Genomic DNA, 26,901 nt, shown 5'->3' on the forward strand with positions numbered 1-26,901 from the left:
GAGAAGTCAGATTCAAGAAATCAAGAACCAAGAATCAAGACGCAAAAGCGAGAACGCTGATATGGACAAAACAGGTACACAATAGCCAAAAGTTAGCAAAGCCTTTCTCAACTTTTAAATTCTTGACTGTTGGTTCTTGGTTCTTGATTTCTTGACTCTGTTTTTACGCCAAAGCTGCCGGCAAACTGAAGTAAAATGTGGTGCCCTTGCCCATTTCTGTTTCAAACCAAACTTTACCGCCGGCGTTTTCAATGGAGTTTTTAACAAAGGCAAGTCCTAAACCTGTGCCGGAACTTTTGGTGGTGAAGTTTGGTTCAAATATTTTTTCGCGCACGTTTTCGGGTATACCGTTACCATTATCTTTTATGGTAAGCAAAATGTTTTTATTTGTTATCATCTGGCTTATTTCAATTATACCCATCCTGTCGGAAGGGGAGGCCTCAATGGCGTTTTTTAACAGGTTGTTAAAGCAACGCAACAACTGGTCGCGGTCGGCGTTAATTATAAACGGAAGTTCAGGGGCCTGGTAAACAATTTTAATGTTATCCATCTGCTTAAAAATGGTAACAGCCTGTGTTAATATTTCAAAAATATTTATCCGCTCCAACCGGGTATCTGGCATTTTTGCAAATGCCGAAAATTCTGATGCAATGTTCGAAAGGCTTTCTATCTGTTCAACAAACGATTTGCTGAAACGCTCAAATTTCTGATCAAACTTAGGGTCCTTGTCTTTCCACGATTTATCGAGCAGTTGCAAGCCAAGTTTTAAAGGCGTTAGCGGATTTTTAATTTCATGAGCAACTTGTTTTGCCATTTCGCGCCAGGCGCTTTCCCTTTCGCTTTGCGCCAGCCTTTGCGCACTGTTTTCGAGCGCCGCAATCATTTTGTTGTATTCTTTCACCAAAGCGCCTATCTCATCGTTACGGTCCCAGCGTATCGGTTCGTTCTTTTTCCCGTACGATGTTTTACTTAAACTAAGTTGTATAAAGTTTAAGGGAGCGGTTATCTGGCGGGCAATAATTACTGCAAACAGGCCTATCGCAATAAAAATTAATGCATAAACATTTATCATAATATTGAGCAGTGCACCTATCCGCTCATTATATTCGGCCTCGTTACCAAAATAGGGCAACTGCAAATAAGCCACAGTTTCGTTTGCATTGCGTATGGGCACATACGCGGCTTTATAGTTTAATCGGCCTATAATCTCATCGTTCAAAAATTCCGACTTTTGCAGTTTGCCCAGGTTTACAAAGGCCTTTGCATTCATACGTCGGGCCTGCAGGCCAAACTCGTATATTTTGGGCTGGGTGTTAATCAACTCAGCGCCATTCCGATCGAACAACGTAAGGTCGGCGCCATAGGTATTGGCGAAGTCGTTAAAACTAACCTGCGTTTCTTCATTAACACCCGATAAATATTTGTTGAGGTTATTTTCGAACGCCGACGCTATCCGGGTTATTTTTTCGCGAATGGCTTTATCCTGCTGGGTTTGGTATTGGGTACTTATCGAAAAAAATGTGATAAAGCCCACCGCAATCAGGGTTGCCACTACGGCAAATATCATTGAAAACTGTATGCGGGTTTTATAAAGTACCAGGTCGAAATTTATTTTGAACGCCCACCCGATGCGGTTGTTCTTTACATTAAATATTTTTATCCTTATCCACAGCCAGCCAGTCAGTAATATTAAAACACTAAACAGCAGGAACACAACGAAAAAGAAGGTGACCGAGGTTATGGCAATAAACAGCAGGTTTTGTTCTTTGCTCACCACTATTAAATAGCGCTCACTTGGCTTATAAATCAGGTGGTTGTAGTTTGTAAAATACAGGTACCATTGCGGCTTGTTGCCACGTGTGGTCTTGGTTTCGTACTGTTTTAATAGGCCCTTAAATTGGTTGTTTTCAAGATCATAAACATAAGAGCCGCTTTGGGTAACCAGCTTATTGTCGCTATAAAATGCATACGAGTAATTCTTAAATTCGTCATCGCGGTTAATGTGCCCGTCGACAAGCAAATCGGGGAACGACATAGTTGTTTGCTGGGGTTTAGATTTTAGGTAAACTACAATTGTCCCCAGCTTTTTATTGTCTTTTGCGATGGGTAATATCCCAAAGTAATTTTGAAACCCGAACGATTCATTCTCCTTGTAAAAGTAATCCGACACTTTTAATGAGCTGTATTGCACCATGTCTTTAAACACGTTTAACAGGTACGTCTTATCGGCAGAAAGAGGTTGGTCCAGGTCGTCAAATTCATGAACGGTAAAATCATAAACCGACATGGTGCCGTTAAAGTATAGTTTTTGCAGCCGGGTTTTAATGTAGTTTGTGTTGTGGATGCTATCTGTAAAGTAGGCAATTATAGATGGGTCGGTAATGATCTGGTGTTCAACTTTTTTGAAGGTGAAGTCGGCATTTGCATCGGTAGGCGCCTCCAATTTTTGAATAAAAGTTTTGCGCGTGTCGTTTTCCTTTTTCGACTCAAAATAGTTGAGTTTTATGGCCGACACCAGCGAGCATATTAAAATTATAAACGACAGCGAGATAGCATTTAACCTGCCACTGTGATACCTGTGAGCATAGGCCCGCGCAAAAAGCAGTATCGCCCAAAAAACATAGAACAAACTAAAGTCGCGGTAATAAGTATCAATCGCGGTTGCCAAAACCACTCCCGAGAGCACCACCAATACCTTGTTTAAATTAGAAATAGAAAGGCGGCTTATAACGGTTAAAAAAACTTCGATCAGCAGATAGAAAATCAGGAAGCTGAAGCAAAGCATAATTAAGCCCAATACGCTGAAAAACGACAGGTTAAGTACGTTACTAACGTCAAAGTTAATGCGCGAGTTTACTACCAGTCCGCTAAAAATATTTAGCAATAGCGTTGCTACTGCAAGTAGTATCAATGTGCCGCCTATTAAAATAGCGTAGCTTGCAGCTTTGCCCGAAGTTGCTCTTAGCAAGGCACGCCGCCTGGTATACAAAAAGCTAACAAACCAGCAGATTAAGAGTATGTTGAGACACAAATCGCCCAGCGAGGGGTAAGCCATGCTCGATGCATATAGCATGGGGCTAAAAATATCGGCCTTATAACTTAGCTCGGGCAAGCCGAAGTAAAGGTTTACCCATCGCATCAGCACAATAAATGTTGCCAGTGTTATTAAACTGATGATAAGATAACCTTTGGCTGCTATGTAATTGCATATATTGTTCATTAATACGCAAAAGCATAACAGCGTTAACAGCCAGATGGTTATTTCGTAATAAAAAAAAGAATGGCTAACCTCGCCCTGTTTTAGCTTTACCGAAAATAAATAGGTTCCGTTTGTACTGTGCAGTTCATAAACGCTTTTATCGGTAAAATCGGCTATTTCAATATTGTTGTCTTTTAATAAATCAACAGCAAACGTGTTTTGAAGGTATTCGTTCTGGAAATTGTAGTCTAATTTAACCGGGATAAAAAAAATCACCGAAAAATCGCCCTCGTTTTTCCGGATTACTTCGTAACGTCCATTAGCCTCCTGTCGAAAGCTGTAACCCTCTTTAATAGTTTCCGGCCTGTCAGGGATCACTTTTATGCCGCTCCAAAAGCTTAGCCTGTTATTGGTAAGGGTAATAAACCAAATGCTTTTATCGGTAGTAAATTGTTTTATAAGGTCCAACGACAGCTGTGGTGCTGTTGGCAGTGTTTTTAAGCTGCTGAAATTGCTTTTGTTATTTATAAAGGAGTTAACATCGTCCTCTTTCTGCCGCAGGTTATGCTCAAGAAGTTTGGCAGTTTGGTCGAGATTGGTTACAGGAGTATACGTGCTACGGACAATTACTGCCGTTAAAAGCAAGCTGGCACACAGTAGCGCCAGCATTAAACGTATTTTCCCGGAGGTAGCCAATGAATTTATCTGTAGTGACACCAAATGTAACCAAAAAAACAGTCCTAAGTTTGGTTTAAGTCTAAAGTCTTTAGTCGCCAGTCTTAAGTCGCTCTTTTTTTGACTTTAGACTACCGACTAAAGACTTACTCCACAACTGCACTCTCAGTAGGCATATGGCGGTCGACCTTTTTAACCAAGCCCTGCAATACACTGCCCGGTCCAACTTCTGTGAACGAGGTTGCGCCGTCTTCCATCATGTGTTTAACAGTCTGTGTCCAGCGTACCGGGCCGGTAAGTTGTGCTATAAGGTTATGTTTTATTTGTGCCGGGTCGGTATATGGTTTGGCATCAATATTTTGGTAGACAGGGCAAATGGGTTCCTTAACCTCGGTGTGTACTATGGCATGCTCCAGCTCAACGCGGGCTGCTTCCATTAACGGCGAGTGGAACGCACCGCCAACATTAAGCTTTAGCGCCCGTTTGGCGCCGGCGGCTGTAAGTTCTTCGCAGGCTTTGTCAACACCGGCTATGGTGCCCGAAATAACCAGCTGGCCCGGGCAGTTGTAATTTGCCGGTACAACAACATCGCTTATACGATGACAAATATCCTCAACTGTAAAATCATCTAACCCTATAATTGCCGCCATGGTTGATGGCTGCAGCAAACAGGCTTTTTGCATGGCGTTGGCACGCGCTGCTACCAGGCGCAAACCATCTTCGAACGAAAGTGAGCCACAGGAAACTAAAGCGGAAAACTCGCCTAAAGAGTGACCGGCAGCCATTTCAGGCTTAAAGTCATCACCCAAAACACTGGCCAAAATTACCGAGTGCAAAAATATAGCGGGTTGGGTCACGTTGGTTTGCTTAAGATCCTCTTCGGTGCCTTCAAACATCAAATCGGTAATGCGGAAACCAAGTATTTCATTGGCCTGTTCAAACATTGCTTTTGCCTTTTCCGACTTTTCGTATAAGTCTTTACCCATTCCTACAAACTGGGCGCCTTGTCCCGGGAAGATGTATGCTTTCATTAGTTGGTTAAATTGGTTGATTAGTTCATTAGTTCATTGGTGCATAGTCCAACAGCATGCAAGTTAAAAAACTTTATTTTACTAATGAACTAATGAACCAGTTAACGAACGAACATTATCCCAGCTTCGCTGAGATAAGATTTAAAAATTCCGTTCTCGTTTTTTCCTTTAAAAATTCGCCGGTAAATGCCGATGTGGTGGTTACTGAGTTTTGCTTTTGTACGCCGCGCATGCTCATGCAAAGGTGGCGGCATTCTATTACAATACCTACGCCCCAGGGGTTAAGTGTATCCTGAATGCAATCACGTATTTCGTTGGTTAACCTTTCCTGAACTTGCAGGCGCCTTGCAAAAACATCAACCACACGAGGTATTTTGCTTAAGCCAACAACGTGCCCGTTGGGGATATAAGCCACGTGGGCTTTGCCAAAAAAAGGCAGCATGTGGTGTTCGCACATCGAGTATACTTCAATGTCTTTTACTATCACCATCTGGCTGTAATCTTCTTTAAACATGGCCGAGTTAAGTATCTCTTTGGCATCAAGGTCGTAGCCCTGGGTTAGATATAACAATGCCTTTGCCACACGCTCAGGGGTTTTTAACAGGCCTTCGCGCTCGGGTTTTTCGCCAATTTGTTTCAATACCTCGTGGTAATGACCCGATAGGCTCTGTATCAAATCCGGGTTGTAACGGTCGATTTTTACGTAGCCGTCGGTATATTCATCCCTATCCGGGAAATCGTCGTCGTCCTTCATTGTGCTGGGTTAATCGCCAAAGTACTCGGCGCTGTTATTTTCAGTTTCGTATAATTTAACCGAATGTAAAAACACACCAGGGTAGGCTTCAATCGGCGCTTTCAGCTGGTTAAAGATCTCGATACAAAGCAATTCGGTCGATGCCATTTTGCCTGCCATAAAAGGGACATCCTTGTTGATATTTTTATGGTCGAGCTTTTCAATTACATAATCGTTTATTATTATTTTAAGCTCCTTAAGGTCGATAAGGTAGCCTGTGGCGTGGGTAATTTCGCCTTTTACCGTAACAAATAAATTGTAATTGTGGCCGTGCCAGTTTGGGTTGGCACACTTTCCGAATACTTCTGCATTTTTCTCTTCGCTCCATTCCTCGCGGTACATCCGGTGTGCCGCGTTAAAATGTTCTTTGCGCGTAATATGTATCATCATAACAAATAATGGTGCAAATATACAAAACAAAATCAGGCGTTATGTTTTAACTTAGCCGTCAAAAAAATGCAATAATATGCGGATACTTTTGGTTGTTGCCACAGAAGAGGAAGTTGGTCCATTAATTTCGAAATTCGGAATTTCGATTTCGGATTTAAGCAAAACTGAAAATCAGAATATTAACACTAATATTCCCGCGGAGTCCGACTGCCAACTGCTTACTGCCAACTGCCAACTTCTTATAACCGGAGTAGGAATGGTAGCGACGGCTTTTTCTCTCGGGAGGCATCTTTCGTCAAATAAATACGATTTGGTGGTTAATCTGGGCATAGCAGGTAGTTTTGACAAGGACATTGCCCTGGGCGATGTAGTTGAAATAACCGAAGATACTTTTGCCGAACTTGGTGCCGAAGATGATCTTAACTTTTTACCAATAGCCGATATGGGCTTTGGCGAAGCAACGTTTTATCCCTCAAAAAAACTGGCTGATTTGTATAATCTGTTCAATACGTTTAACCTAAGACAAGCGACAGCAATTACAGTAAATACGGTACACGGTAATGAAGCTTCAATAAAAAAAGTAGCTGAAAGGCTGAGCCCGCAAATTGAAAGTATGGAAGGCGCAGCCTTTTTCTATGCTTGTAAACAGTTTAATGTGCCGTGCCTGCAAATCAGGGCTGTGTCAAATTATGTTGAAAAACGTAATCGCGACGCCTGGAACATAGGGCTCGCCATAAAAAATCTGAATACCTTTGCGGTTGAGTTTTTGAAGCTGTACGCGTGAGTTAGTTTATGGTGAATGGTTGATTAGGTGGGTGGTTGTTAATCCGCCATCAACCAATAACCTAATCAACCACTTACCTAATCAACCAAACAATGAAACTATCCCTCGGCTTTTCGCCCTGCCCAAACGATACCTTTATTTTTGATGCGATGATCCATCATAAAATTGACACTGAAGGACTTGACTTCGATGTGTTTTATGATGACGTGGAAACCCTTAACCAGAAAGCCATGCGCGGCGAGCTGGATATTACCAAGCTGAGCTACCATGCCTTTGCTTATGTTGCTGATAAATACGTTTTGCTGGATGCGGGCAGCGCGCTGGGTTTTGGGGTAGGACCGTTACTAATTTCGGGTGTCGAAATTTCGATTTCGGATTTGGAAGAAGGAGAAATCCGAAATGGGAAATCCGAAATCCGAAATCCTTTAATCGGCATCCCCGGTAAATACACTACGGCTAACTTTTTATTAGGCACCGCGTTTCCTAACGCAACCAATAAAGTTGAACTGGTATTTTCAGATATTGAAGATGCCGTATTAGAAGGCCGGGTAGATGTTGGACTAATTATCCACGAAAACCGCTTTACTTACCAGGATAGGGGCCTCAAAAAAATTATCGATCTGGGGGATTACTGGGAAAAGCAGACCGGGTGCGCCATCCCGCTGGGCGGCATCGTTGCCAACCGCCGGCTACCGTTGGATGTTCAGCATAAAATAAATCGCGTTATACGCCGCTCGGTTGAGTTTGCTTTTGCAAACCCAAAATCGGGACTTGAGTTTATCCGCTCGCATGCCCAGGAAATGAGCGAAGAAGTGATGTATAAGCACATTGAGCTGTATGTAAATAAGTATTCCGTAGATTTGGGCGCCGAAGGAAAAAAGGCGATACGGATACTGTTTGACAAAGCGCTGGAAAATAAGCTAATCCCGGAAGTGAAGGAAGGCATATTTTTGTCTGAACCGGGATTAATAGATTAATGGATTTACTGGATGAAGCGGCATACAACAGGCAAAACCTTACATCCGTTTCTATTAAATCAGCGTAATAATTAAATCATCTCTAATCAGCGGTTCCAATCGGTGTAATCCCAATAAATGAAATCAACTTACAAAAACATAGACGAATTTGCCGAAGGCCAGTTGTTATTGGTTAACAAGCCTTATAACTGGACCAGCTTTGATGTTGTCGGCAAAATCCGCAACTCATTTAAACCGTTAAAATTAAAGGTGGGCCATGCGGGCACGCTCGATCCATTGGCAACAGGCCTGCTTATTATCTGTACCGGAAAAATGACCAAGCAGATTGATACTTTCCAGGCGCAGGAAAAGGAATATACCGGTGCTATGATATTGGGCGAAACCACACCATCATACGATATGGAAACCGAAGCCGATCAGAAATTCGACATCAGCCATATTACCGAAGAGCAAATAACGGCCGCCTGTGCGCAATTTATCGGCGAAATTGGGCAATATCCACCGGCGCATTCTGCTATTAAGATTGATGGCGAGCGGTTATATGAAAAAGCCCGCAGGGGCGAGGATGTTGAGTTACGCCTGCGCACAGTTACGATTACTGAATTTGAAATTACTAATATTGCTTTGCCTGAAGTGAGCTTCAGGGTGGTGTGCAGTAAGGGTACTTATATCCGTTCGTTGGTAAACGATTTTGGGAAAGCGCTGAACAACGGAGCCTATCTTTCAAAATTAAGGCGTACGCGCAGCGGGGATTATAATGTTGATGATGCCTGGGAAGTGATGGAATTAGTTACCACCATACGCGAACTAAAGGCGGCATCTGTTATACCTGAATAGGTTATAGGTGACAAATCTAAAACCGGGCAACTTAAACTGGAAATCAAAAGTATCTTTGTGAACTGACAACAATGAAGATCTATCATAATATTGACGAATTTACCCGCCTGAACAACGCCGTTGTCACTATCGGCACATTTGACGGCGTGCATACCGGTCACCGTAAAATTATTGCGGATTTAAAACAGCTTGCTGCCGAAACCGGCGGTGAAACGGTGCTGCTTACCTTTTTTCCGCATCCGCGGATGATTTTGCACCCGGAAGACGAAAGCATCAAAATGATTAATACCATCGACGAAAAAGCCGAAATGCTTGAAGAATTGGGTATCGACCATTTGATTATTACGCCGTTTTCGCGCGATTTCTCCAATCAGTCGCCCGAGGAATATATCCGTGAGGTGCTGGTGAATAAAATCGGCACAAAAAAAATTGTTATAGGTTACGACCACCGTTTTGGCAAAGACAGGCAGGGTGGTCTTGCAGATTTGCAGCGGCTCGGTCCAGTTTATGGGTTCGATGTGGTTGAAATACCCGAGCAGGATATTTACGAGGTTGCCATCAGTTCAACCCGCGTTCGTGAGGCGCTGCTGAATGGCGCCATAGAGCTTGCACATACTTTTTTGAGCTACCCGTTTTTTATTACCGGCAGGGTGGTTCGCGGCGACCAATTGGGCCGCACCATTGGCTACCCGACCGCCAATATTGTTATCAGCGAAAAATATAAGCTTGTTCCGCTGGATGGGATTTTTGCCGTGAGGGTGAAAATTGATGGTGAAGTTTACGACGGCATGGCGTACATAGGCACCCGGCCTACCATTAACGGTACCCGCCGTAACATCGAGGTTAATATTTTTGATTTCGACAGGGAGATATACAACCAGCAGATCCGCATGGAGTTTTACAACTTTGTGCGCGATGATATGAAATTTGATTCGCTGGAAGCGCTTAAGGAGCAGATAAGGAAGGATAAATTGGATGTGGAAGCGCTTTTAGGAAGTGAGTAGTAAAAAAACTTGTCATTGCGAGCGCAGCGCGGCAACCGCACGCCGTGCGCAACCGCCAATGCAAGTTACCCACCTTTCTGCCCGCTCTGTAAAGTTCACGGTTGCCGCGCTCGTTCCTCGCTCGCAATGACAAAACGGGAGGCGCTTTATAAAGCAGCTTCATTATCATACTTGTATTAAAATAACTACCTTACATTTACCGTTTTAGTTATACTAACCATGAACCACGGACTCCGCCTATGCCCAAACTTAACCTGGATAAACAAGAAAGCGAATTTTTGAACCGTGCCATACAGCACTGGGAAGATGAGCATTTGATTGATGCCGGCGCTGCGGATAAGCTTCGCGGTTCGTATGACGTGAAGGGTTTCGACTGGATGCGGCTGGCAAAATATTCGTTTTGGATAGCACTGGCCTGTGGTTTTATTGCAGCCGGTTCGCTGATTATTGATGATAAAGTTATTGCGTGGCTAAAAAGCCTGTACTATACGCCGGATATTGTTATAAGCATAGCAACCGGTGTTTTGGCTGCGGTGTTGTTTTATTTCGGCAGGCGCTGGGAGAAGAAATATCCTGAAAAAGTATTCAGCAATGAAGCGATAGTTTTTAGTGGGGTGCTGTCGACCGCCTGCTGTATAGCCTACCTGGGTAAAACATTTGATAACGGCTCGGGTCACTATTCACTCTTATTTTTGCTATCCATATTTGTTTACGGGGTTCTGGCGTACCGTTTGGAGTCGCGGTTGATATGGTTGTTTGCGCTGGTATCGCTGGGCAGCTGGTTCGGCACCGAGACTGGCTATCAAACCCATTGGGCCGATTACTTTTTGGGGATGAATTACCCGCTGCGCTTTGTGCTGTTCGGCCTGGTTTGTTTAAGTGCTATTTATTTGCTTAAGAACCGCAAATGGTTTGCGCTGTTTTGGGAGCTTACTTATGTTGTTGGCTTGCTGTATATGTTTTTATCGCTTTGGATGCTGAGCGTTTTTGGCAACCTGGGCAATTTGGATACCTGGTGGCATATCAAACAAATCAGCCTGTTTTATTGGGGCATTATTTCGGCGGTGGTGGCCGGCGGATTTTTGCTGCTGGGCTTAAAAACCAAAGATGTGATTGCCCGCGAGTTTGGAATTACGTTCCTGCTTATTTTCATCTACACCAAATACTTCGAGTATTTTTGGGAACACACCAACAAGGCATTGTTCTTCGCTATTTTGGGCGCTTCGTTTTGGCTGATCGGAAGAAAGGCGGAAAAGATCTGGAATTTTAGGAGCAGGGTGGTGGTTGATTAAAAAATATAAACCAACGCCGTCATTGCGAGGAACGAAGCAAACTCTACACAGGACAATCGGGGAGTTGTGTCTTTGTGTGAAGCACGCGGCTGCTTGCTCTCCACAGCATTAAGTTCCATGATTTGCATAGCATAGAGATTGCTTCGTTCCTCGCAATGACGAGACGATGAGCCATAAACCATCAACCATGAACCAAATGATACACCTGCTTCACCAAATCATACCCCGCAAAAGCAAAAAACAAAATCGCGATACTGGTATTAATCAGTTTAGTGCTTAAGGCAAATTTGCTTTGAATATATTGTGCAAACTTAGCGTACAGGAAAAGTGCTAAAAATGCCCCTGCGGCGGCGCCAACACTGAAAATTATTAATGCTATTTGCCCGGCTACGATCCATTCATGGGTGATCAAATAGGTGCCGGTAATCATCCAGAAGGGTATCTGCACCGGGTTTACAATGCCTAGCAGTATGCCGTATTTAATGCTGGCGCTTTCAGAATAATTTGTTTTTGGGGCTTTGCTGCGGTTAATCCAGGTTACTATACCCAGCACTGTGAACAATACCAGCATAATCCAATCAATAATCATATCCAGTTTAACCTGCGTGGCGAGCCATTTGGCGGCGTGCATAATAAACCAGGTAAAAAAGAATTCGACAGCGGAGAAGGATATGATAAACATCATGGCCTGTTTGAAGCCACGGTTGATGGTGATTTTTACCAGGGCAAGGTTAATGTTGCCGGGCGGCACATAACCGATGAAGTTTGCTATTACACCGATGAAGAATGTTAGAAATATCATTTGAAAAATAGTCTTAAGTCAGGAGTCTTGAGTCGTAAGTCAAAAAGAACCAAACCGGACTCTGGACTTACGACTCAAGACTATCGACTAAATTCAAACTTCCTCCATCTCGCTATTCGGGCTGGCCACTTCGGGCACTTCGCGCTTAAAGTAGCGTTTCTGGAATATCAGTATGGCTATTACACCCACCGAAATAGATGCATCGGCAAGGTTAAATATCGGCTCAAAAAACTCGAAGTGCTGATTACCCCATACCGGAACCCAGGATGGATAGGTGCCTTTAAATAACGGGAAGTAAAACATATCAACTACCCGGCCTTCAAATATATGGCCGTTTTGGTATAGCAGGCCATAAAACGTGGAGTCGATGATGTTACCCAGTGCGCCGGCAAATATCAGTGCCACGCACATAATCAGCCCGCGGTGGTACTTATGCTTTATTAAGTGGACAAGGCCATACCCTATGCCGCAAACAGCAACAATGCGAAACAAAGTGAGCGCAAGTTTGCCGACTTTACCGCCCAGTTCCCAGCCAAAAGCCATGCCGTTGTTTTCGGTATAGCGCAGCATACCATGCTGGCCCATAAAGTGGATCTCGGAGTTAAAATCCATATGTGTGCGTACCCAGGTTTTTATTACCTGGTCGGCCAATACAATAATTGCAGCTACAAGAAAAGGTTTTAAGTAAACCGCCTTCATTTATTGCTTTAATTTTGCTTCCATACTCAAGGTAGTATGCGGTACAGCACGTAAACGCTCCTTAGGGATAAGCTTACCGGTTTCGCGGCAAACGCCATAAGTTTTGTTTTCAATGCGTACCAGGGCAGCTTCCAATTGCTCTATAAACTTTTTCTGGCGTGCAGCCAGTTGGTTTATTTGTTCCTTCTCCAGCGTAGCCGACCCATCTTCCAGGGTTTTATAAGTACCGGCAGTATCGTCGGTTCCGTTTGCGTTAGGTGAACTCAAAGAGGTTGCAAGTGCATTCAGCTCTTCTTTTGCGCTGCGTAATTTATCAAGCAGAAGCGTTTTAAATTCCTGCAGGTCTGACTCAGAGTACCTTGTTTTTTCGTTTTCTTGTTTCATTTAAATTTTACTAATAACAATCAAAATTTCATTTCCATCAATCTCAATTGGTTCACCCTCACTAAGCTCATTTTCAAGCACAAAGGTGTCTGCCAGAATTTCGGCGCAAATATAGGATAAATTATTATTCACTGCTGTGCTAATAAAAGGATGATTAGCCAGCCTCACATTTATCTTATCGGTAACTTCAAATTCTTTTCCCTTACGCAGATTCTGTACCCGGTTGATAAGTTCGCGCGATAAACCTTCCTGTTTCAGTTCGTCGGTTATGGTAACATCTAAAGCCACGGTTAGTTTGCCTAAATTTGCAACTTGCCATCCCGGAACATCTTCTGCTATGATTTCAACATCGGTAAGGTTTATCAAATGCTGGGTTGGTAACAATAAGTCGCCATTATCTTCCAGCTTTGCAATATCATCCTGGCTTAAATTGCCTATGGCTTCTGCAACAACCTTCATGTCCTTGCCCACTTTTACGCCAAGCGCTTTAAAGTTTGGTTTTATCTTCTTTTTGATAAAGCCGGCGGTGTCGGTTATGTATTCAATGCCTTTTATGTTGGTTTCGGATAATATCAAATCCTTAACCTGTTCAATCTGGCCTTTAAATTTTTTGTCGAGTATCGGCAGTAAAATTTTGCTTAATGGCTGCCTTACGTTGATACCTACCTTTTTACGCAGCGACAACACCAGCGACGATATATCCTGCGCCATCTGCATGCGTTCTTCCAGTCCGGCGTTTACTAAATCTGCGTGATATTCGGGGAAGTAAGCCAGGTGGACAGATTCAAAAGCTTCTTTTTTGGTAATGCTGTTTAAATCGGTATACAAGCGCTCCGCAAAAAACGGCGCAATTGGCGACATCAATTTTGCGACGGTAGTTAAACAGGTGTACAGCGTTTGGTAGGCCGACAGCTTATCATCCGAATTATCCGAACGCCAGAAACGGCGGCGGCTTAACCGAACGTACCAGTTGCTTAAATGCGCATCCACAAAATCCTGTATGGCGCGGGCTGCTTTAGTTGGCTCAAAATCAGCGTAAAATGCGTCCACCTCCTTGCTCAGGGTATTCAGCAGGCTGATGATCCACTGGTCAATTTCGGGCCTGCCGGTTATTGCAATTTCTGCCTCGCTGTAAGTAAACTTATCGATGTTGGCATACATTACAAAGAATGTATACGTGTTATACAACGTGCCGAAAAACTTGCGCCTTACCTCGTCGATACCTTCGGGGTTAAACTTCAGGTTATCCCATGGTGCAGCATTGCTGATCATGTACCAGCGCGGCGCATCGGCCCCGAATTTTTCGATAGTTTCAAACGGGTCGACGCCGTTGCCCAGGCGTTTCGACATTTTGTTGCCGTTTTTATCCAGCACCAAACCGTTGGAGATTACGTTTTTAAACGCAACACCCGCATTGCCAACCTCGGCATTGATGGCTTTAATCTCATCGCTGGTTTCGCTCAGCATTACCGCAATGGCATGTAGGGTAAAGAACCAGCCGCGGGTTTGGTCAACACCTTCGGCTATGAAATCGGCAGGGTAGGCATTTTTAAATGCTTCTTTATTTTCGAACGGGAAGTGCCATTGCGCATACGGCATGGCACCACTGTCGAACCAAACATCGATCAGGTCAGGCTCGCGGTACATTGGCTTGCCGGTTGAGGTTGATAAAACAATTTCATCAACATACGGCCGGTGCAAATCGAACTCCGAATCGTCAAGCGACGTAAGGATTGATTTATTCTTCGCAACTTCCTCGGCACTCAAACTGCTGCTCTTCACTGCGATTTCTATTGCATCCTTCAACTGCTGTATCGAACCAATGCATAATTCCTCGCCGCCGTTTTCCTCGCGCCAGATAGGCAACGGAGTACCCCAGTAACGTGAACGCGACAAGTTCCAATCCACCAAATTTTCCAGCCAGTTGCCAAAGCGGCCTGTGCCGGTTGATTCCGGTTTCCAGTTGATGGTTTTGTTGAGTGCCACCATTTTGTCCTTAACGGCAGTGGTGCGGATAAACCAGCTATCCAGCGGATAATATAAAATCGGCTCATCGCTGCGCCACGAATGCGGGTAGCTGTGCTCGTATTTTTTTACGTCGAAGGCCTTGTTTTCGGTTTTCAGCTTTATCGATATCAATACATCGGTAGCCTTAAACCCTTCGGCTTCGCGTTCTTCTTTGCTGTAGTATTCTTCCTTAACGTAACGACCGGCGAAATCGGTAACCTCGTCAACAAAGCGGCCCTGCTTGTTTACCAGCGGTACATCTTTGCCAAACTCGTCCTTTACCATTACCGACGGCACGTTGTTTTCTTTACAGGCCCGGAAGTCGTCCGCACCAAAAACAGAGGCGGTGTGCACGATGCCGGTACCGTCTTCGGTAGTTACGAAATCGGCAGGGATAACGCGGAAGGCATTTTTCTCCAAATCCTCATTGATGACATAAGGCATCAACTGGTAATAATGCAGGCCTAAAAACTCGCTGCCTTTATAAGTGCCTTTAACTTCCCAGGGGATAACTTTATCGCCGCCCTTATAATCGGCAAACGAAGCATTTTCGCCTTCGGCCTTAAAGTGCTTGCCCACCAAATCCTTAGCCAATATTACCGTTACCGGTAAAAAAGTGTAGGGATTGAAGGTGCTTATTTTTACGTAATCTATTTTTTCTCCAACGGCAAGTGCGCAGTTTGCGGGGAGCGTCCACGGGGTGGTCGTCCATGCTAAAATGAAAAGGTCGCCGGTTATGTTCTCAAACAAAAACTCCGAATCCTTATCCCTTTTAACCTTAAACTGTGCGGTGATAGAGGTGTCCTTCACCATTTTATAGGTGCCCGGCTGGTTCAGCTCGTGCGAGCTAAGTCCGGTGCCCGATTTTGGCGAATACGGCTGTACCGTATAACCTTTATATAAAAGCCCCTTGGTATGAAACTCTTTCAGTATCCACCAAAGCGACTCGATGTATTCGTTTTTGTAGGTGATATAGGGGTTCTCAAGGTCCACCCAGTAACCCATTTTTTCGGTAAGGTCGTTCCAGATGTCGGTATAACGCATCACCTCCTTGCGGCAGGCATCGTTATAATCCTTTACCGAGATCTTTTTGCCGATATCGTCCTTGGTGATGCCCAAAGCCTTTTCAACAGCCAGCTCAATGGGCAAGCCGTGGGTATCCCAGCCGCCTTTGCGCTTTACCTGGTAGCCCTTAAGGGTTTTGTAACGGCAAAAAATATCCTTTATGGCGCGCGCCATTACGTGGTGAATGCCGGGCATGCCATTTGCAGACGGCGGCCCCTCGTAAAAAGTATAAGGGTTTGTTGCCGGGCGACTGCTGATGCTTTTTTCAAAGATGTTGTTCTGTTTCCAGAACTCCAGTACATCCTTGCCTGTCTGCGATAAGTTTAACTGCTTATATTCCTTGTACATCAGTAAATTCCACCTCAATTTTTAGAGGTTGCAAAAATAGGGAATTTTGTGGAAAATAGTATGATATTAAGCATTATTTGGCGGTTTGAATTGGGAAATGACGGAAAGATTGGTTAGGGGGGTGCGAGTGCTCCCTGCCGGAATCACCATTGGGTGTCATGCTGAGGTACTCGAAGCATGAGCGCAGTGGCCTTTACGCCTTGCTAAGCAATCCCATAATGAAGTGCGGTAGCTTCGAAGGTTTGTTTCTTCTTACAACTTATAGTTCACTCCGCTCAATTGCCGCGGAGGCTGTTACTTTTTTCTTGATAAAAAAGTAACCAAAAAATCAAGTCAGCAGAAATGCTTCTTTGTGCACGGGGCCTCTCACGCACAAAGTCGAAAAAACTGCGGGCTGGAATCTTTTTGCCGGATGACCCTTTCCGATGCAGACCCTGCAATGCAAAAATTTCCTATGCCCTGCCCGACGCACAGGCCGGCAGTTTTTTCGGCTTTTGCCCGAAGCTTCTCTGCTGACGGAAACCCAAAGACAAGATACCTAAGTTTAAAAATGAAATTGATAATCAGGTTTTATAAAAATGTGATTATAAGGCACTCGAAGAATGAGCGCAGTGACCTTTACGCATTGTCAAGCACGCGGACAAGAGGTAGTAGTTGGTTATGGTATCTTTGCTACCTAAAAGCGGGGCACGAAAACTCCATCTCTTTGAACCTGCGCTGCATACTCGCGCCAGAATGGGGGAAATCCAAATTCTTATCAAGAAAGATTCTCCCCATCGTATTCCTCGAGAATGTCTCGCCTGATAAGGAAGCGTTTACGGGTTAATGATAATTTTGTATTTTTGGAAATAACCAAGCCCTCACTAATATGCAATTTCAAAAAATAAAATCACCGCTTTCAAAAGCAAATTTTATAGCCAAAGCGAAAGAGTTGAAAAAATTCATTAGCTCCCAGGGTAAAAACTACTCCGTTACTGAAATTGATGGGGACATAATGAAGTTTATTAGAGTAGATTCAAGCCCAAATGTAATCTGGGATATTGATTTAGTTAAGCTTTACAATGCTTATATAAACCTTGAAAATTATCCTACAAAAAGTTTTATTAAATATGTACCACGCCGACATTCTCCAGGTAGGGGTATCCTAATTAAATTGGGATTGATCGGATACGTTTAAAGCTATGCCAAAAAAATAGATCATGGATAATTTAATTGATTATGCTGATTTCAAAAAAGACATTGAAAATGGTTTTTCTGAACTTATCAGTGAGTTTGATTTAGAATTGGTTTGCGTTAGGGGCGGCTTATATATTTTAAGAGGGGCAAATTGTATTTTAAAATTTACGTTTGATCGCGGCGACGTTTTTTGCGAATTTAAAGAGCCGTCGGATAACATCCATACGTTAGGTTATGGCGTCTTTCAAGTTCTGAAATTTCTTCATTCTGATGTAAAAACAAATGGTAGTTATATAAATCCTACATCACAATTGCTTAAATATGCCAAAGTGATTTGCGAATACCTGAAAAATGTTCTTAACGGAGATTTTTCTTGGCTAAGTGCATTTCTAAAATCACAATCAGAATATAAAAAAACAATAAATTATATTTTCGATGAATTAAATTATTATCACCCAATAGCAAGAAAAATGCGAAGTGGTGATATATCCTGGGAACAAGACTTTCAAAACTATTTGAAGGAGAACAATATTGAATTGTAATATAGCCAAGTTTAGTTATGTAACCTACTGTAAAGCTGAAATTTACCATTATTTCTCCGCTACCGCAAGACTCCTGACTTGTGGCCGCGTTTAGGTAGCCAGCTTTGTTAACAAGCGGTCTAGGTTGTTCATTTATTCGTCAACTAAATTTTCAATGAAATCTTTAAAAGATTTAGATACCGGCGTAACATAATTTTCAATTATTTCATCATCATAATGATGCATGTCGCAAAAAAATACTTCATTGTAAGAACCTGGCAATGTTGAAACGCAGAACAAATCGCCGCCATCATCTGCTGCAAAGGGTAAAAAACCCACCGGCAGTATCTGCTCCGTAATCAATAAATTATCGTACGCATCCTCTAACTGGCTAAAACCTTTGTGCCTGATCGAAAAAAAATGATTTATTCTTGTTTTAGCTCCATCGTCCCACAGGAAAAACCGCTTAACAGGGTAGCCACCATTATTCTTCAAATAGTGCTCCTTAAAATCGTTGGTAAACGAAATATCCAATTGGTTTTCAACGTCCTTTAATTCGGTCTCCGTTAATTCCTTACTTACCTCTAAGAATTTCATGGTATTTTAGTTTTTGCGTAATCTGTATCGTGTGCAAGCATGCGGCATCCTGCAAAATACAAAAAACATCGGTTATTGGTGACAACATCAACAACGGCGGAATATTGGCGCTGCGCAAACAAAACAGTCTATTTTTGCTTGTACAGGCGAGTTATCACCCCCTTTCTGCCGAAATAATGCCGATGAACCAGGGACGGTCCTCAATAAAGCAATGGAAAAACCAGGAAAACGAAAAAGGAAGCGAATAGTACCTGTGCCTTTGAATGATGGCATGAACACCCCGGTGCCGGATCAAACTGAAAAGCACATTCCTTCGGCAAGTGAGGCGGCATTAATTAAACAAGCAGAAAACCCATTGGGTGACCCGCATAAAGTGTAATTTCGGCCGATGGAAGTTAAAAGGAAAGTCCCCATGCCGGATACGAGAAGCATTGATACCGGTGATGACTATGCATTAAGCTATTGGATGCAGGAACTCAATACTACGAAAGTTAAATTACTGGCGGCTGTTGCCGAGGTGGGAGACTCGTTTGAGGCAGTGAAAAAACAGCTAAAGAAACCCTGACTTAGGTTGTATTTGCCCGTTTACGGTTGTCAAATCTGTTTATAATATTCGCCGGATCAAGCGAATTTTCACATCTATCCCCGAAATTATTGGCTAAGCTGCCGTTATAATCACACCACATCATTGTGTTGCGCCGGCATTGGCAGTGTTACTTCTATCGGCAACAGTTTAAACCACCATACGCAGCCACTTATAACTACGCAATAGCCAGCCATCAGCGGGAAATAGAAGCTTTTATCGTAGCCGGGTTCTTTAATGAATAGCTCGGCAAATGTTCCAATCATTACAGCAACGGCTATTAGGTTAAAGCAGATTTTTTGTTTCACAGGGTCGTCAACCCAGTTTACCAGCAAGCGGGCTGAATAGTAAAATATTACCTGCGCTGGGATGGAAAAAAGCAAACTGACAAAAACAAACATCATCGCAATCACTTCGTATGATATAAAACGGCTGAATGTTAAATCGTGGAATGTTTGCTGTGTGAGTCCAAAAATTAACATAAACAAGCCACCTGTTAGTAAAGCACTTGCCAGCCAAACCCTTAGTACATACCTCCCGATTTTATATTTCATATTGATACCGCGATGAACTAATGTAATGATTAATCTGCATGGTGTGCAAAAAGTTGTGGACAATGATGTGGCATCCTGGAAAATACAAAAATCGTCAACGCCGCTTCAAGAGGACTCACCCGGTCGACGCTTCGCTGGACCACCCTCTCTTTTGCAAGGTGGTCGTTGCACAACTAAGCAGGTCAATGTCGACTTGTAAATAAAGTTCTTTGAAATATTGATTAAAACATTGATTATTAGTATATTAGTCTATGCAAGGAAAGAAAACTCACCAGGAAAGTTTGTTCATACAGTTTCAGCTTTCAGACTATGTTCCGGCTGATAATTTCTACCGTCGGTTAAAAAGTTTGCTTGATTTAGACTTCCTTTACCCGACTACTTTGAAGTATTATGGCAAGGAAGGTCAAAAAAGCATTGACCCGGTTGTGTTTATGAAATTGATGCTCGTTGGTTACCTCGAAAATATCAATAGCGACCGCCAGATTGTTGTTTCATCGGGAATGCGGATGGACATCCTTTATTTTCTCGGCTATGACCTTGGCCAGGAATTGCCATGGCATTCTACGTTAAGCCGCACCCGCAAGCTTTACGGAGAGGAAACATTCCTTGAATTGTTTAAGCAAGTGTTGAAGCTTTGCATTAATAACGGGATGATTAACGGCAAACGGCAAGCTGTGGACAGTGCTTTAATACCTGCTAATGCTGCTAAACAAAGTATGGTTGAGCGGATAGTGATGGAAGATGCATCTGTTTTCAGCCGGGAATTGAATGATAATATCGAGGATGAGCCTGTAGTGCCCAAAAAGCCGAAAGAAGGTGAAGGAAACAAACCGGATAAACAGGGCGATCCGGATAAAAAGAACAAAAAAGTGGCGCCGGTCAATCAAACACATTATAGCCCTTCGGACCCCGATGCCCGTTTAACTACCAAGCCGGGTAAACCGATGAGGTTATATTACCGGGCACAAATGAGTGTGGATACAGCGAGTCATTGTATTACCTATATACAAGCATTTAAGGGAAACGAAGCGGATAAAACCTCTTTGCCAATAATGCTTCCGCAGATTGCAGGTAATATGGCTGAACATGCCATTCAGGTTGAAGAAATTCTGGCAGATACAGGTTACAGTAGCGGTAAAGCCATACGGGCATTAACCGCCAATGGTATGAAAGGATACATTCCTGTGCCTGGAACCTATAAATCCTCAAGGGAAGACGAAGGGTTCACCTACGATGCTAATTATGACCGGTACGTTTGTATAATGGGCGTTCATTTGACCTTCAAACGCATTGAATCCGCATATGACGATCCAACCGTCCTCAAAAGGATCTATGAGTCTAACATCAGTGATTGCAAAAACTGCCCGTTTAAAGAAATTTGTGCCAATAAAAAGGGGTTTAAAAAGCTGGTTGATTCGGCAGACAAACAACTCTATGAATATATGCAGCGGCGGGTGGAAAGTCCAAAAGGCAAACAGATGAAGGCGCTTCGCTCAAGTACCGTCGAGCCCGTATTCGGCTCCTTGATTAATTATACGAACCTAAATCGGATAAATGCCAAAGGACTTAAACAAGCCAATAAATGTATGCTTATGGCTGCCGTCGCTTATAATATCAAAAAACTGCTCAAATGTAAGTTCAAGCCATTAATAGCTGCACTAACGACAGCTATAATTGACTTGGAAACCCTGTTTAATCAACTATCGAGGCTTGGTAGGGCTTATAAACAGTCTTATAATGCCAACTTGCACTTATCGTTTTAATCAATAGTTTAAAGAACGTCTGTACAGTCTCACGACTGTATGATGTTACCAATAGTTGTGCAACGATCACCAAGCAAAAAAGAGGGAAGGAGAAATTTTTAATTTTTTGATTTTTTTCTTCCCTCTTTACGGCCCGCGGTAGAGAGGGTGGTCCAGCGCAGCGTCGACCGGGTGAGTAAAATCTGCGAGCGAAATTCACGCATGAATACGGAAATTATTCCAATATCATGATAATCAGCATGTTTCACAGCGTTCCGGGTGTTCCGCGTGTAAAAATGGAACGCTTTTCGGGCGTGGAACCTGCTGTCCGCCCTGACTGCGGATTAGTTACGCGTGTAGTTTGCGATAATCTGTATGGTGTGCAAAAAGTCGCGGACAATGATGCCGTATCGTGCACAATACAAAAATCGTCGGTTGTTGGTGACAACACCAACAACGGCGACAGGCCGACTTGTTATTAAAAAAGATTGCTTAATAAAGGGGTTTTTGCCTATCTATGCTTGTAGTCGAAGACTACAAGCATAGTGTATCCGTAGTCGGAGACTAGCGGATAGCGGCCAGGGAGCCTAATCCGGATACCTGAATTTGCTATCCGGGCTACCGGAAATATTTTCTTACTAGTTCTCTGGGCAATTGCGGCTGATCCAATCGGCAACCGATGCAACCTGGTCGTCGGTAAAAAATGGCGGGCCCACAGCGGGCATCCGACGGTAACCGCCAAAAGGAGCTTTCAAAATGCTGATAAGCGTAGATCCGTCCGGGTTTCCCGGGATAAGTACGCGTAGCCTGCCGCCACCCACCACGGGTACATTACCGGTAGTGAATTGCGTATAAGTCATGTCTTTCCAGAAAACGCCATGTGGCGCACCGTCGGTATCGTCATACTGGCCGTTGTCAGTAATTACCTTGGTAAGGAAATCCTGCAACTCTTTGTAAGAATTAATTTTTGTCATGATGTGGTTTTATTAAACAAGATTTAGTGTATAAGTGGCATAATTAGTGCTTTGCTTTTTTCGGTTCGGGTGTAAGCAGTTTTTCAAGTTCCTGCATCTGCTTACTTTGCGGGTGGCCCGCCGCCCGTAAGCTTTTGAATAATAATACCGGGTCGTTTGGAATTTCCGGTTTCGGCCCTGCATGGTTAAACATGGTAAAAAGAAAATCGGCGTTATTTCTTGCTATATCATGGCAATTCATGCAGCCGGTGGAAATAAGCGACTGCTCGTATGTTTCCATCGTAATGTTCGCGAAAGAGGTGGAGTCGCTTTTTAGCCTGGGGTTTGCCGGGTCGTCATTATTTTTAGCACCCGGAATAGTATTCTTAGCCTTGCCGTTCATATCGGGCTTATTGGGGGGAGTGGGCCACTGTGTCATTACCAGCTTGTAATATTGCCCCCACAGAACCTGCATCTTTCAGCGCTTTTTGGTAACGGGCATTAGCCATTTTGGTGTACTGGTTAATCGGTTTGGCACGGCTCAAGTTATAGAATTTAGCAGGCCAGGTTAACGAAGGCAGCAGCACATTGGGGTTCGGGCCAGTAATATCGGCAGTATCGGCACCCGCCCTGTTATAATTGTAGGGTGTTTCCGCCCCTTCTTCCCCGCTAATGTTATCCACCTGCTCGTATGTCGACCATATCCATTGCGGGCGTGTCGGGGTCTTTTGCACTATGTGCATTCCTACCAGGCCTACTAACCGTTTCGTATATTTAAAATCGCCTTTGGGGTCCTGGTTCATTACCCATGCCATGGTTGTATAATAACGCGCACGCTTTGCATCGCTCAGGCCTTCCATATCCATCCAGGCAGTTTTTACATCTATTGCCCCGTTTTGAAATCTAAGGCCGTCTTTAAGGTTTACTTTTAAGAACCATTTTTTGCCCTTTATCTCGTTAAATTCATTTTCGTTGTAACCGGTAAGCACCATGGTATATTTATCATTCGAAGTGGCCACCGGACCATTAAGCTCGCCTGCTACCATACCCGCCTGCCCCAGGAAATCCAGGTGATTGTAGGACCCGAGCACAATCTCGCCGAACGCGGGTGTAATATGCGCCGGGTTTTTAGCATCATACACATTCCAGTCCGAAGGTTCGGATGCATCCGGCTGAAATACTTCAGATACTGTTTTATAGGTTTCGAACACGCGTGGCCCCGGGTCGGTAATTTTCTTTGAGCTGTCGGCTACGCCCCTTTCGCCTTGTTTGGCGGGCCATGTAAGGGCAACAAAAATTTTCCAGGAGTAATCGTTAAAAAAAACAATCGGCGACACTTTGGTGCCTGCCGGAATCTGAACATCGCCGGGAATAACGGGCGACAAAACCGTAGCCGGCGTATCGGTTTTGGCAACAGCGGTAGTATAAGCGCCAGACGATAACGACTTTGGGCTGTTGTTGCACCCCGTCATGAAAAGAGCTACCATGATAATGAGGGATAAAAATACCCTGTTTGCGGCGCTGCCTTTTTTTAAGAGTGCGGAGTTGCTTTCATGAAAATACATGGTGAGCCCGTCCAATACGGGGCGAATAGCAATAGCGAATGTTTGTTTAGTGTGATTGGTTTTGGGTTTCATATTATAAGGGTTAGGACCACCCAAAGCTAATCTTTTGTTTGGCATTTGCAACTTTTTCCGAAATAATCTTTAACGGGTTAAAAATGCAAATAGTCAACGTCATTCATTAGATAAACCAGCTTCTTTGCGGAGTCGATTCGCATATTGGTTTTGTGACCAACATGCGATAAGCTCTATGGTGTTGTCACCAACAACGGCAGGAATTTTATAGCTGTTGATTTGTTAATTACAATGATTTAGCCGTTAAGCAAAAATAGAATGCTTGATAATCAGCATGTTTCACAGCGTTCCGGGTGTTCCGCGTGGGAAAATGGAACGCTTTGGGTGCATGCAGCCCGTTGCTAGCGCTTTCACCTAGACCTTTCTTAAACCATTTTCTTCACCAACCCTTTTCTACTGGCAACAATTCGCTGCTGTCGCAAGCGATCTTTCAGTTGCTGCAAGATTCCAGGCTTTTGGCCCGCGTCAAGGTCGGCTGCTTTTTAACTAAGAGTAATATTACGAATTTGTCCGTTTACCTCACGGTTTGTTACCTGTCAGCAAGCCACAAACCGTGAGGTTTACCAGGGGCTGTTTACTGACACAAAAAGGCTATTATCTTGTCTCTTTCTTTATCGGTAAGCTGCGCCCGTGTTTGCATGTGCATGCCGACTGTTATCCATTCCTGGTGCGAAAACGAGGTCGGCGATGGTGTGTTGTGGCACCGCTGGCAATTTTCGGACCAAAGCTGGGCGCCGCTTTTTAAAGCAATTTTTTTACTTTCGACACAGCTGCCCGATACGGTGGCTATAACGATAGTTATACCGGCTATCAATAACCATGTTTTAGGTTTAATTTCAAACTTTTTCATAAAAAAATCTTTTTAAAGCTCAATTGCAAACTGTAAATAAATGCTATTAGTGTTTGTTATGCCCAGGGTGCCCCCGGCAAGTGTGCTGGCGGTGCTTAACCCGTGCGACCGTGCGTAGGTGAATTTTAAAACGGTCCGCCAGCTTAGCCAATAATCTACGCCATAATCTTCTTCATGAAAATTTTGTCCCCATGCCGAACTTTTGGGTGTTGTATAATTAGAATACCTGAAAGCAAATTCAACGTCTTTTAAAAAACTACCCGAAACCCCTACCGGTCGTACGGATAACTGGGCGAATGAAGAAGAGGTTTTATTTGTAAAAGAATACAAGGATGAGTCGGGAGCGAAATAGCTTTGGTTGTTTACATTAATTTTGTTGTATTGCGCTTTAGCGTTTACCAATAGCGGGTCGAATGTGCGCACAAAATTAATGTCGGCGCCAAACATTTTTGCTTGCGGATGATTATAGCCCGAGCCTTCATCGCCTATGCCGCTATACAATGCCGAAACGCCAATTTCGAGACTTGAATTTGACAGCGGCAATAACGAAAAACGCCCGCTTACCATTTTGCCCTTGTTATTGTCAACTATGCCTGCGTTTTGAAGCTCGCCGTCGGGCAAAAGCTGCAGTCCGTTGGTAAGGCTCACATCGTAACTCCATTTCATATCACCCAAAGGCAGGCCGCCACTAAGGCCTATACCGAAATCAGTTCCGGGTAAATCAAAACCTGCGGGGTCGCCTGCAAGTTTGTCTATCCACCCGGCGGCCAGGCGCTTATTATAAATTCCGAACGGAACCACAAAATACCCAGCGTGAATAATAAGTCCCGGCGCGGCAAAATACGATACGTTCGCCCAGTTTACCCCAAGTGCTTTTCCATCAAATGATGGCTCAAATTCCACCAATAAATTATTGCCATGGCGCCATAACAGCATAGGGCTTAACTCATAGTGATCAGCATCGCCAAAGCTGTTAGCTTTTACTGATTGGCTTACACCGCCCGGAGGGGTAAATGTTGTTTTACTTCTAACATAACCAAATGTTGCGAGGCCAGCTACCATAAAATGGCTTTCGCCCGGTTTTTGGTCGGCTACTTGTTGCTCCAGCGCGGCTATGCGGTTCACTACAGTTGTATCTATAGCGCCTTGTTGTGCCACAACGGCATTTGCGGATAGCGTAAGCATAAATGCCGCAGCCACGTACCTGGCTTTTTTTATAAGAATTTTCATAAAATCAGATTTAAGTGTTTTATAATCTGTTGAGAGTAATTTATTTGCCGGCCTTCGCAAGGGTGCGGATATAGTCAACCAGTTCCCAGCGTTGTTTGTCTGTCAATATTTTCTTGTAGGATGGCATCGGGTTACGCCCTTCGGAAAGTTTCCAAAATAATGACCCATCTGTCTCGCTTTGCACAACAGCTGACGAGTGGTCGGCCGGTTTGGGAGTCAGTGCCTGGGCCGCGGGGCCATTGCCTGTTCCTTTATCACCATGGCAGGGCGCGCAATTAGCCATATACAGGCTTTTGCCCTCAATAAGGGCGGTTTTTTCGCCGCTTAGCGGATTTTTTACGTCTTTAGCCACCTGGGGCGCGTTCCATGGAATACGCTGGGCTACGGTTTTATTGCTCATTAACACAAAAAATGCAACGGCAATAAAAAATACGTAACTCATTGATTTTGAATTGGCAAACTTGTTAAGGGGTAATATTTTCATGACTTGCGATTAATAAATGATAGCAAACTTAGGGTTAACCAACCGTATAGGTAATGATTGCTGGCATACCAGAAGATGACGGTGGTCACTATTTGGAATGAATACATTTACGTGATTTAGCCATAGTTTTAAATATAACGCCTGATAATCAGTATGTTTCACAGCGTTCCGGGTGTTCCGCGTGTAAAAATGGAACGCTTTACGAGCATGGAAAGTAAAATAGCTGATCACAATAATTGTATAAGTTTTTTCTAATTCATAAATTTCTTCAAACCCGCCACAGGGTC

27 protein-coding genes are annotated in these 26,901 nt (G+C 43.7%); 11 read left to right on the forward strand and 16 right to left on the reverse strand.

Annotation, left to right across the window (positions count from 1 at the left end; translation table 11 throughout):
* Positions 1 to 163: 163 nt before the first annotated feature.
* The 4 genes from NAF19_RS16270 to NAF19_RS16285 all read right to left on the reverse strand — a co-directional run bounded on the left by NAF19_RS16270 (position 164) and on the right by NAF19_RS16285 (position 6,085).
* Positions 164 to 3,868, reverse strand: a complete 3,705-nt coding sequence (locus NAF19_RS16270; RefSeq protein WP_252791134.1) for a sensor histidine kinase — start codon at positions 3,866 to 3,868, stop codon at positions 164 to 166.
* A 152-nt stretch (positions 3,869 to 4,020) separates the two neighbouring features.
* Positions 4,021 to 4,905, reverse strand: coding sequence for an ACP S-malonyltransferase (gene fabD / locus NAF19_RS16275; RefSeq protein WP_252791135.1), 885 nt, complete (start codon positions 4,903 to 4,905; stop codon positions 4,021 to 4,023).
* Positions 4,906 to 5,020: 115 nt separating this feature from the next.
* The gene (gene folE, locus NAF19_RS16280; RefSeq protein WP_252791137.1) at positions 5,021 to 5,659 is read right to left on the reverse strand and encodes a GTP cyclohydrolase I FolE; all 639 of its coding nucleotides are present in this window, start codon (positions 5,657 to 5,659) and stop codon (positions 5,021 to 5,023) included.
* A gap of 9 nt (positions 5,660 to 5,668) precedes the next feature.
* The gene (locus tag NAF19_RS16285) at positions 5,669 to 6,085 is read right to left on the reverse strand and encodes a 6-pyruvoyl trahydropterin synthase family protein (RefSeq protein WP_252791183.1); all 417 of its coding nucleotides are present in this window, start codon (positions 6,083 to 6,085) and stop codon (positions 5,669 to 5,671) included.
* 79 nt (positions 6,086 to 6,164) lie between these two features.
* On the opposite strand from NAF19_RS16285, the gene mqnB reads away from it, so the two are divergent.
* From mqnB to NAF19_RS16310, 5 genes are all read left to right on the forward strand, one after another.
* Positions 6,165 to 6,872, forward strand: a complete 708-nt coding sequence (gene mqnB / locus NAF19_RS16290; RefSeq protein ID WP_252791138.1) for a futalosine hydrolase — start codon at positions 6,165 to 6,167, stop codon at positions 6,870 to 6,872.
* 92 nt (positions 6,873 to 6,964) lie between these two features.
* Positions 6,965 to 7,849: a menaquinone biosynthesis family protein gene (locus NAF19_RS16295; protein ID WP_252791139.1), complete on the forward strand. Its 885-nt coding sequence runs from the start codon at positions 6,965 to 6,967 to the stop codon at positions 7,847 to 7,849.
* A gap of 117 nt (positions 7,850 to 7,966) precedes the next feature.
* The gene (gene truB, locus NAF19_RS16300) at positions 7,967 to 8,686 is read left to right on the forward strand and encodes a tRNA pseudouridine(55) synthase TruB (RefSeq protein ID WP_252791141.1); all 720 of its coding nucleotides are present in this window, start codon (positions 7,967 to 7,969) and stop codon (positions 8,684 to 8,686) included.
* A gap of 71 nt (positions 8,687 to 8,757) precedes the next feature.
* Positions 8,758 to 9,690 carry a bifunctional riboflavin kinase/FAD synthetase gene (locus NAF19_RS16305; RefSeq protein ID WP_252791142.1) on the forward strand — a complete coding sequence of 311 codons (933 nt, stop codon included), beginning with the start codon at positions 8,758 to 8,760 and terminating at the stop codon, positions 9,688 to 9,690.
* A gap of 239 nt (positions 9,691 to 9,929) precedes the next feature.
* A complete protein-coding gene (locus NAF19_RS16310) occupies positions 9,930 to 10,982 on the forward strand; it encodes a DUF2157 domain-containing protein (RefSeq protein WP_252791144.1) in 1,053 nt (350 codons plus the stop codon).
* A 181-nt stretch (positions 10,983 to 11,163) separates the two neighbouring features.
* Here NAF19_RS16310 and NAF19_RS16315 read toward each other — a convergent pair whose 3' ends face one another.
* From NAF19_RS16315 to ileS, 4 genes are all read right to left on the reverse strand, one after another.
* The gene (locus NAF19_RS16315; RefSeq protein ID WP_252791145.1) at positions 11,164 to 11,784 is read right to left on the reverse strand and encodes a LysE family transporter; all 621 of its coding nucleotides are present in this window, start codon (positions 11,782 to 11,784) and stop codon (positions 11,164 to 11,166) included.
* Positions 11,785 to 11,877: 93 nt separating this feature from the next.
* Positions 11,878 to 12,483, reverse strand: coding sequence for a lipoprotein signal peptidase (locus NAF19_RS16320; protein WP_252791146.1), 606 nt, complete (start codon positions 12,481 to 12,483; stop codon positions 11,878 to 11,880).
* A complete protein-coding gene (locus tag NAF19_RS16325; protein WP_252791147.1) occupies positions 12,484 to 12,867 on the reverse strand; it encodes a TraR/DksA family transcriptional regulator in 384 nt (127 codons plus the stop codon). It abuts the gene before it with no gap.
* On the reverse strand, positions 12,868 to 16,287 hold the full coding sequence (ileS, locus tag NAF19_RS16330) for an isoleucine--tRNA ligase (protein ID WP_252791184.1): 3,420 nt from the start codon (positions 16,285 to 16,287) through the stop codon (positions 12,868 to 12,870). It lies immediately after the preceding gene.
* Positions 16,288 to 17,155: 868 nt separating this feature from the next.
* Between ileS and NAF19_RS16335 the strand changes: the two genes are divergently transcribed.
* A complete protein-coding gene (locus tag NAF19_RS16335; protein ID WP_252791149.1) occupies positions 17,156 to 17,464 on the forward strand; it encodes a hypothetical protein in 309 nt (102 codons plus the stop codon).
* Positions 17,465 to 17,486: 22 nt separating this feature from the next.
* Complete coding sequence (locus NAF19_RS16340; protein ID WP_252791151.1) at positions 17,487 to 18,005, forward strand: hypothetical protein; 519 nt, start codon at positions 17,487 to 17,489, stop codon at positions 18,003 to 18,005.
* A gap of 132 nt (positions 18,006 to 18,137) precedes the next feature.
* Here the strand turns inward: NAF19_RS16340 and NAF19_RS16345 are convergent, their stop codons facing one another.
* Positions 18,138 to 18,581: an SMI1/KNR4 family protein gene (locus NAF19_RS16345; RefSeq protein ID WP_252791153.1), complete on the reverse strand. Its 444-nt coding sequence runs from the start codon at positions 18,579 to 18,581 to the stop codon at positions 18,138 to 18,140.
* A 211-nt stretch (positions 18,582 to 18,792) separates the two neighbouring features.
* Here NAF19_RS16345 and NAF19_RS16350 point away from each other — a divergent pair, with 211 nt between their 5' ends.
* The gene (locus tag NAF19_RS16350) at positions 18,793 to 18,960 is read left to right on the forward strand and encodes a hypothetical protein (RefSeq protein WP_252791154.1); all 168 of its coding nucleotides are present in this window, start codon (positions 18,793 to 18,795) and stop codon (positions 18,958 to 18,960) included.
* Positions 18,961 to 18,993: 33 nt separating this feature from the next.
* Complete coding sequence (locus NAF19_RS16355; RefSeq protein ID WP_252791155.1) at positions 18,994 to 19,146, forward strand: DUF3606 domain-containing protein; 153 nt, start codon at positions 18,994 to 18,996, stop codon at positions 19,144 to 19,146.
* A gap of 110 nt (positions 19,147 to 19,256) precedes the next feature.
* On the opposite strand, the gene NAF19_RS16360 is transcribed toward NAF19_RS16355, so the two are convergent.
* A complete protein-coding gene (locus tag NAF19_RS16360) occupies positions 19,257 to 19,718 on the reverse strand; it encodes a hypothetical protein (protein ID WP_252791157.1) in 462 nt (153 codons plus the stop codon).
* Positions 19,719 to 19,969: 251 nt separating this feature from the next.
* Here NAF19_RS16360 and NAF19_RS16365 point away from each other — a divergent pair, with 251 nt between their 5' ends.
* Both NAF19_RS16365 and NAF19_RS16370 read left to right on the forward strand, forming a co-directional pair.
* Positions 19,970 to 21,481, forward strand: a complete 1,512-nt coding sequence (locus NAF19_RS16365) for an IS1182 family transposase (protein WP_252791159.1) — start codon at positions 19,970 to 19,972, stop codon at positions 21,479 to 21,481.
* Positions 21,482 to 21,708: 227 nt separating this feature from the next.
* Positions 21,709 to 21,942 carry a hypothetical protein gene (locus NAF19_RS16370; RefSeq protein ID WP_252791160.1) on the forward strand — a complete coding sequence of 78 codons (234 nt, stop codon included), beginning with the start codon at positions 21,709 to 21,711 and terminating at the stop codon, positions 21,940 to 21,942.
* 156 nt (positions 21,943 to 22,098) lie between these two features.
* On the opposite strand, the gene NAF19_RS16375 is transcribed toward NAF19_RS16370, so the two are convergent.
* From NAF19_RS16375 to NAF19_RS16400, 6 genes are all read right to left on the reverse strand, one after another.
* Entirely contained in the window at positions 22,099 to 22,434 is a 336-nt protein-coding gene (locus NAF19_RS16375) for a hypothetical protein (RefSeq protein WP_252791161.1), read from the reverse strand.
* A 43-nt stretch (positions 22,435 to 22,477) separates the two neighbouring features.
* Positions 22,478 to 22,852, reverse strand: coding sequence for a hypothetical protein (locus NAF19_RS16380; protein ID WP_252791163.1), 375 nt, complete (start codon positions 22,850 to 22,852; stop codon positions 22,478 to 22,480).
* Entirely contained in the window at positions 22,824 to 24,050 is a 1,227-nt protein-coding gene (locus tag NAF19_RS16385; protein ID WP_252791164.1) for a hypothetical protein, read from the reverse strand. The genes NAF19_RS16380 and NAF19_RS16385 overlap by 29 nt, the downstream gene beginning before the upstream one ends.
* 574 nt (positions 24,051 to 24,624) lie before the next feature.
* Complete coding sequence (locus NAF19_RS16390; RefSeq protein WP_252791165.1) at positions 24,625 to 24,900, reverse strand: c-type cytochrome; 276 nt, start codon at positions 24,898 to 24,900, stop codon at positions 24,625 to 24,627.
* Between the two features lie 12 nt (positions 24,901 to 24,912).
* On the reverse strand, positions 24,913 to 26,130 hold the full coding sequence (locus NAF19_RS16395) for a hypothetical protein (RefSeq protein WP_252791167.1): 1,218 nt from the start codon (positions 26,128 to 26,130) through the stop codon (positions 24,913 to 24,915).
* A gap of 40 nt (positions 26,131 to 26,170) precedes the next feature.
* The gene (locus NAF19_RS16400) at positions 26,171 to 26,614 is read right to left on the reverse strand and encodes a c-type cytochrome (protein WP_252791169.1); all 444 of its coding nucleotides are present in this window, start codon (positions 26,612 to 26,614) and stop codon (positions 26,171 to 26,173) included.
* Positions 26,615 to 26,901 lie beyond the last annotated feature (287 nt).

It is taken from the genome of Mucilaginibacter flavidus, from assembly GCF_024055575.1.
Taxonomy (GTDB): domain Bacteria; phylum Bacteroidota; class Bacteroidia; order Sphingobacteriales; family Sphingobacteriaceae; genus Mucilaginibacter; species Mucilaginibacter flavidus.

Coding starts and splice junctions, on each gene's coding strand:
- NAF19_RS16270 (WP_252791134.1), bottom strand. CDS start 3,868: ATGCTGGCGCTACTGTGTGCCAGCTTGCTTTTAACGGCAGTAATTGTC.
- NAF19_RS16295 (WP_252791139.1), top strand. CDS start 6,965: ATGAAACTATCCCTCGGCTTTTCGCCCTGCCCAAACGATACCTTTATT.
- NAF19_RS16350 (WP_252791154.1), top strand. CDS start 18,793: ATGGAAAAACCAGGAAAACGAAAAAGGAAGCGAATAGTACCTGTGCCT.
- NAF19_RS16395 (WP_252791167.1), bottom strand. CDS start 26,130: ATGAAAATTCTTATAAAAAAAGCCAGGTACGTGGCTGCGGCATTTATG.
- NAF19_RS16380 (WP_252791163.1), bottom strand. CDS start 22,852: ATGACACAGTGGCCCACTCCCCCCAATAAGCCCGATATGAACGGCAAG.
- NAF19_RS16360 (WP_252791157.1), bottom strand. CDS start 19,718: ATGAAATATAAAATCGGGAGGTATGTACTAAGGGTTTGGCTGGCAAGT.
- NAF19_RS16370 (WP_252791160.1), top strand. CDS start 21,709: ATGATAATCAGCATGTTTCACAGCGTTCCGGGTGTTCCGCGTGTAAAA.
- truB (WP_252791141.1), top strand. CDS start 7,967: ATGAAATCAACTTACAAAAACATAGACGAATTTGCCGAAGGCCAGTTG.
- NAF19_RS16315 (WP_252791145.1), bottom strand. CDS start 11,784: ATGATATTTCTAACATTCTTCATCGGTGTAATAGCAAACTTCATCGGT.
- NAF19_RS16335 (WP_252791149.1), top strand. CDS start 17,156: ATGCAATTTCAAAAAATAAAATCACCGCTTTCAAAAGCAAATTTTATA.
- NAF19_RS16400 (WP_252791169.1), bottom strand. CDS start 26,614: ATGAAAATATTACCCCTTAACAAGTTTGCCAATTCAAAATCAATGAGT.
- mqnB (WP_252791138.1), top strand. CDS start 6,165: ATGCGGATACTTTTGGTTGTTGCCACAGAAGAGGAAGTTGGTCCATTA.
- NAF19_RS16325 (WP_252791147.1), bottom strand. CDS start 12,867: ATGAAACAAGAAAACGAAAAAACAAGGTACTCTGAGTCAGACCTGCAG.
- NAF19_RS16285 (WP_252791183.1), bottom strand. CDS start 6,085: ATGATACATATTACGCGCAAAGAACATTTTAACGCGGCACACCGGATG.
- NAF19_RS16390 (WP_252791165.1), bottom strand. CDS start 24,900: ATGAAAAAGTTTGAAATTAAACCTAAAACATGGTTATTGATAGCCGGT.
- fabD (WP_252791135.1), bottom strand. CDS start 4,905: ATGAAAGCATACATCTTCCCGGGACAAGGCGCCCAGTTTGTAGGAATG.
- NAF19_RS16345 (WP_252791153.1), bottom strand. CDS start 18,581: ATGAAATTCTTAGAGGTAAGTAAGGAATTAACGGAGACCGAATTAAAG.
- NAF19_RS16340 (WP_252791151.1), top strand. CDS start 17,487: ATGGATAATTTAATTGATTATGCTGATTTCAAAAAAGACATTGAAAAT.
- NAF19_RS16385 (WP_252791164.1), bottom strand. CDS start 24,050: ATGAAACCCAAAACCAATCACACTAAACAAACATTCGCTATTGCTATT.
- NAF19_RS16305 (WP_252791142.1), top strand. CDS start 8,758: ATGAAGATCTATCATAATATTGACGAATTTACCCGCCTGAACAACGCC.
- folE (WP_252791137.1), bottom strand. CDS start 5,659: ATGAAGGACGACGACGATTTCCCGGATAGGGATGAATATACCGACGGC.
- NAF19_RS16365 (WP_252791159.1), top strand. CDS start 19,970: ATGCAAGGAAAGAAAACTCACCAGGAAAGTTTGTTCATACAGTTTCAG.
- ileS (WP_252791184.1), bottom strand. CDS start 16,287: ATGTACAAGGAATATAAGCAGTTAAACTTATCGCAGACAGGCAAGGAT.
- NAF19_RS16375 (WP_252791161.1), bottom strand. CDS start 22,434: ATGACAAAAATTAATTCTTACAAAGAGTTGCAGGATTTCCTTACCAAG.
- NAF19_RS16310 (WP_252791144.1), top strand. CDS start 9,930: ATGCCCAAACTTAACCTGGATAAACAAGAAAGCGAATTTTTGAACCGT.
- NAF19_RS16355 (WP_252791155.1), top strand. CDS start 18,994: ATGCCGGATACGAGAAGCATTGATACCGGTGATGACTATGCATTAAGC.
- NAF19_RS16320 (WP_252791146.1), bottom strand. CDS start 12,483: ATGAAGGCGGTTTACTTAAAACCTTTTCTTGTAGCTGCAATTATTGTA.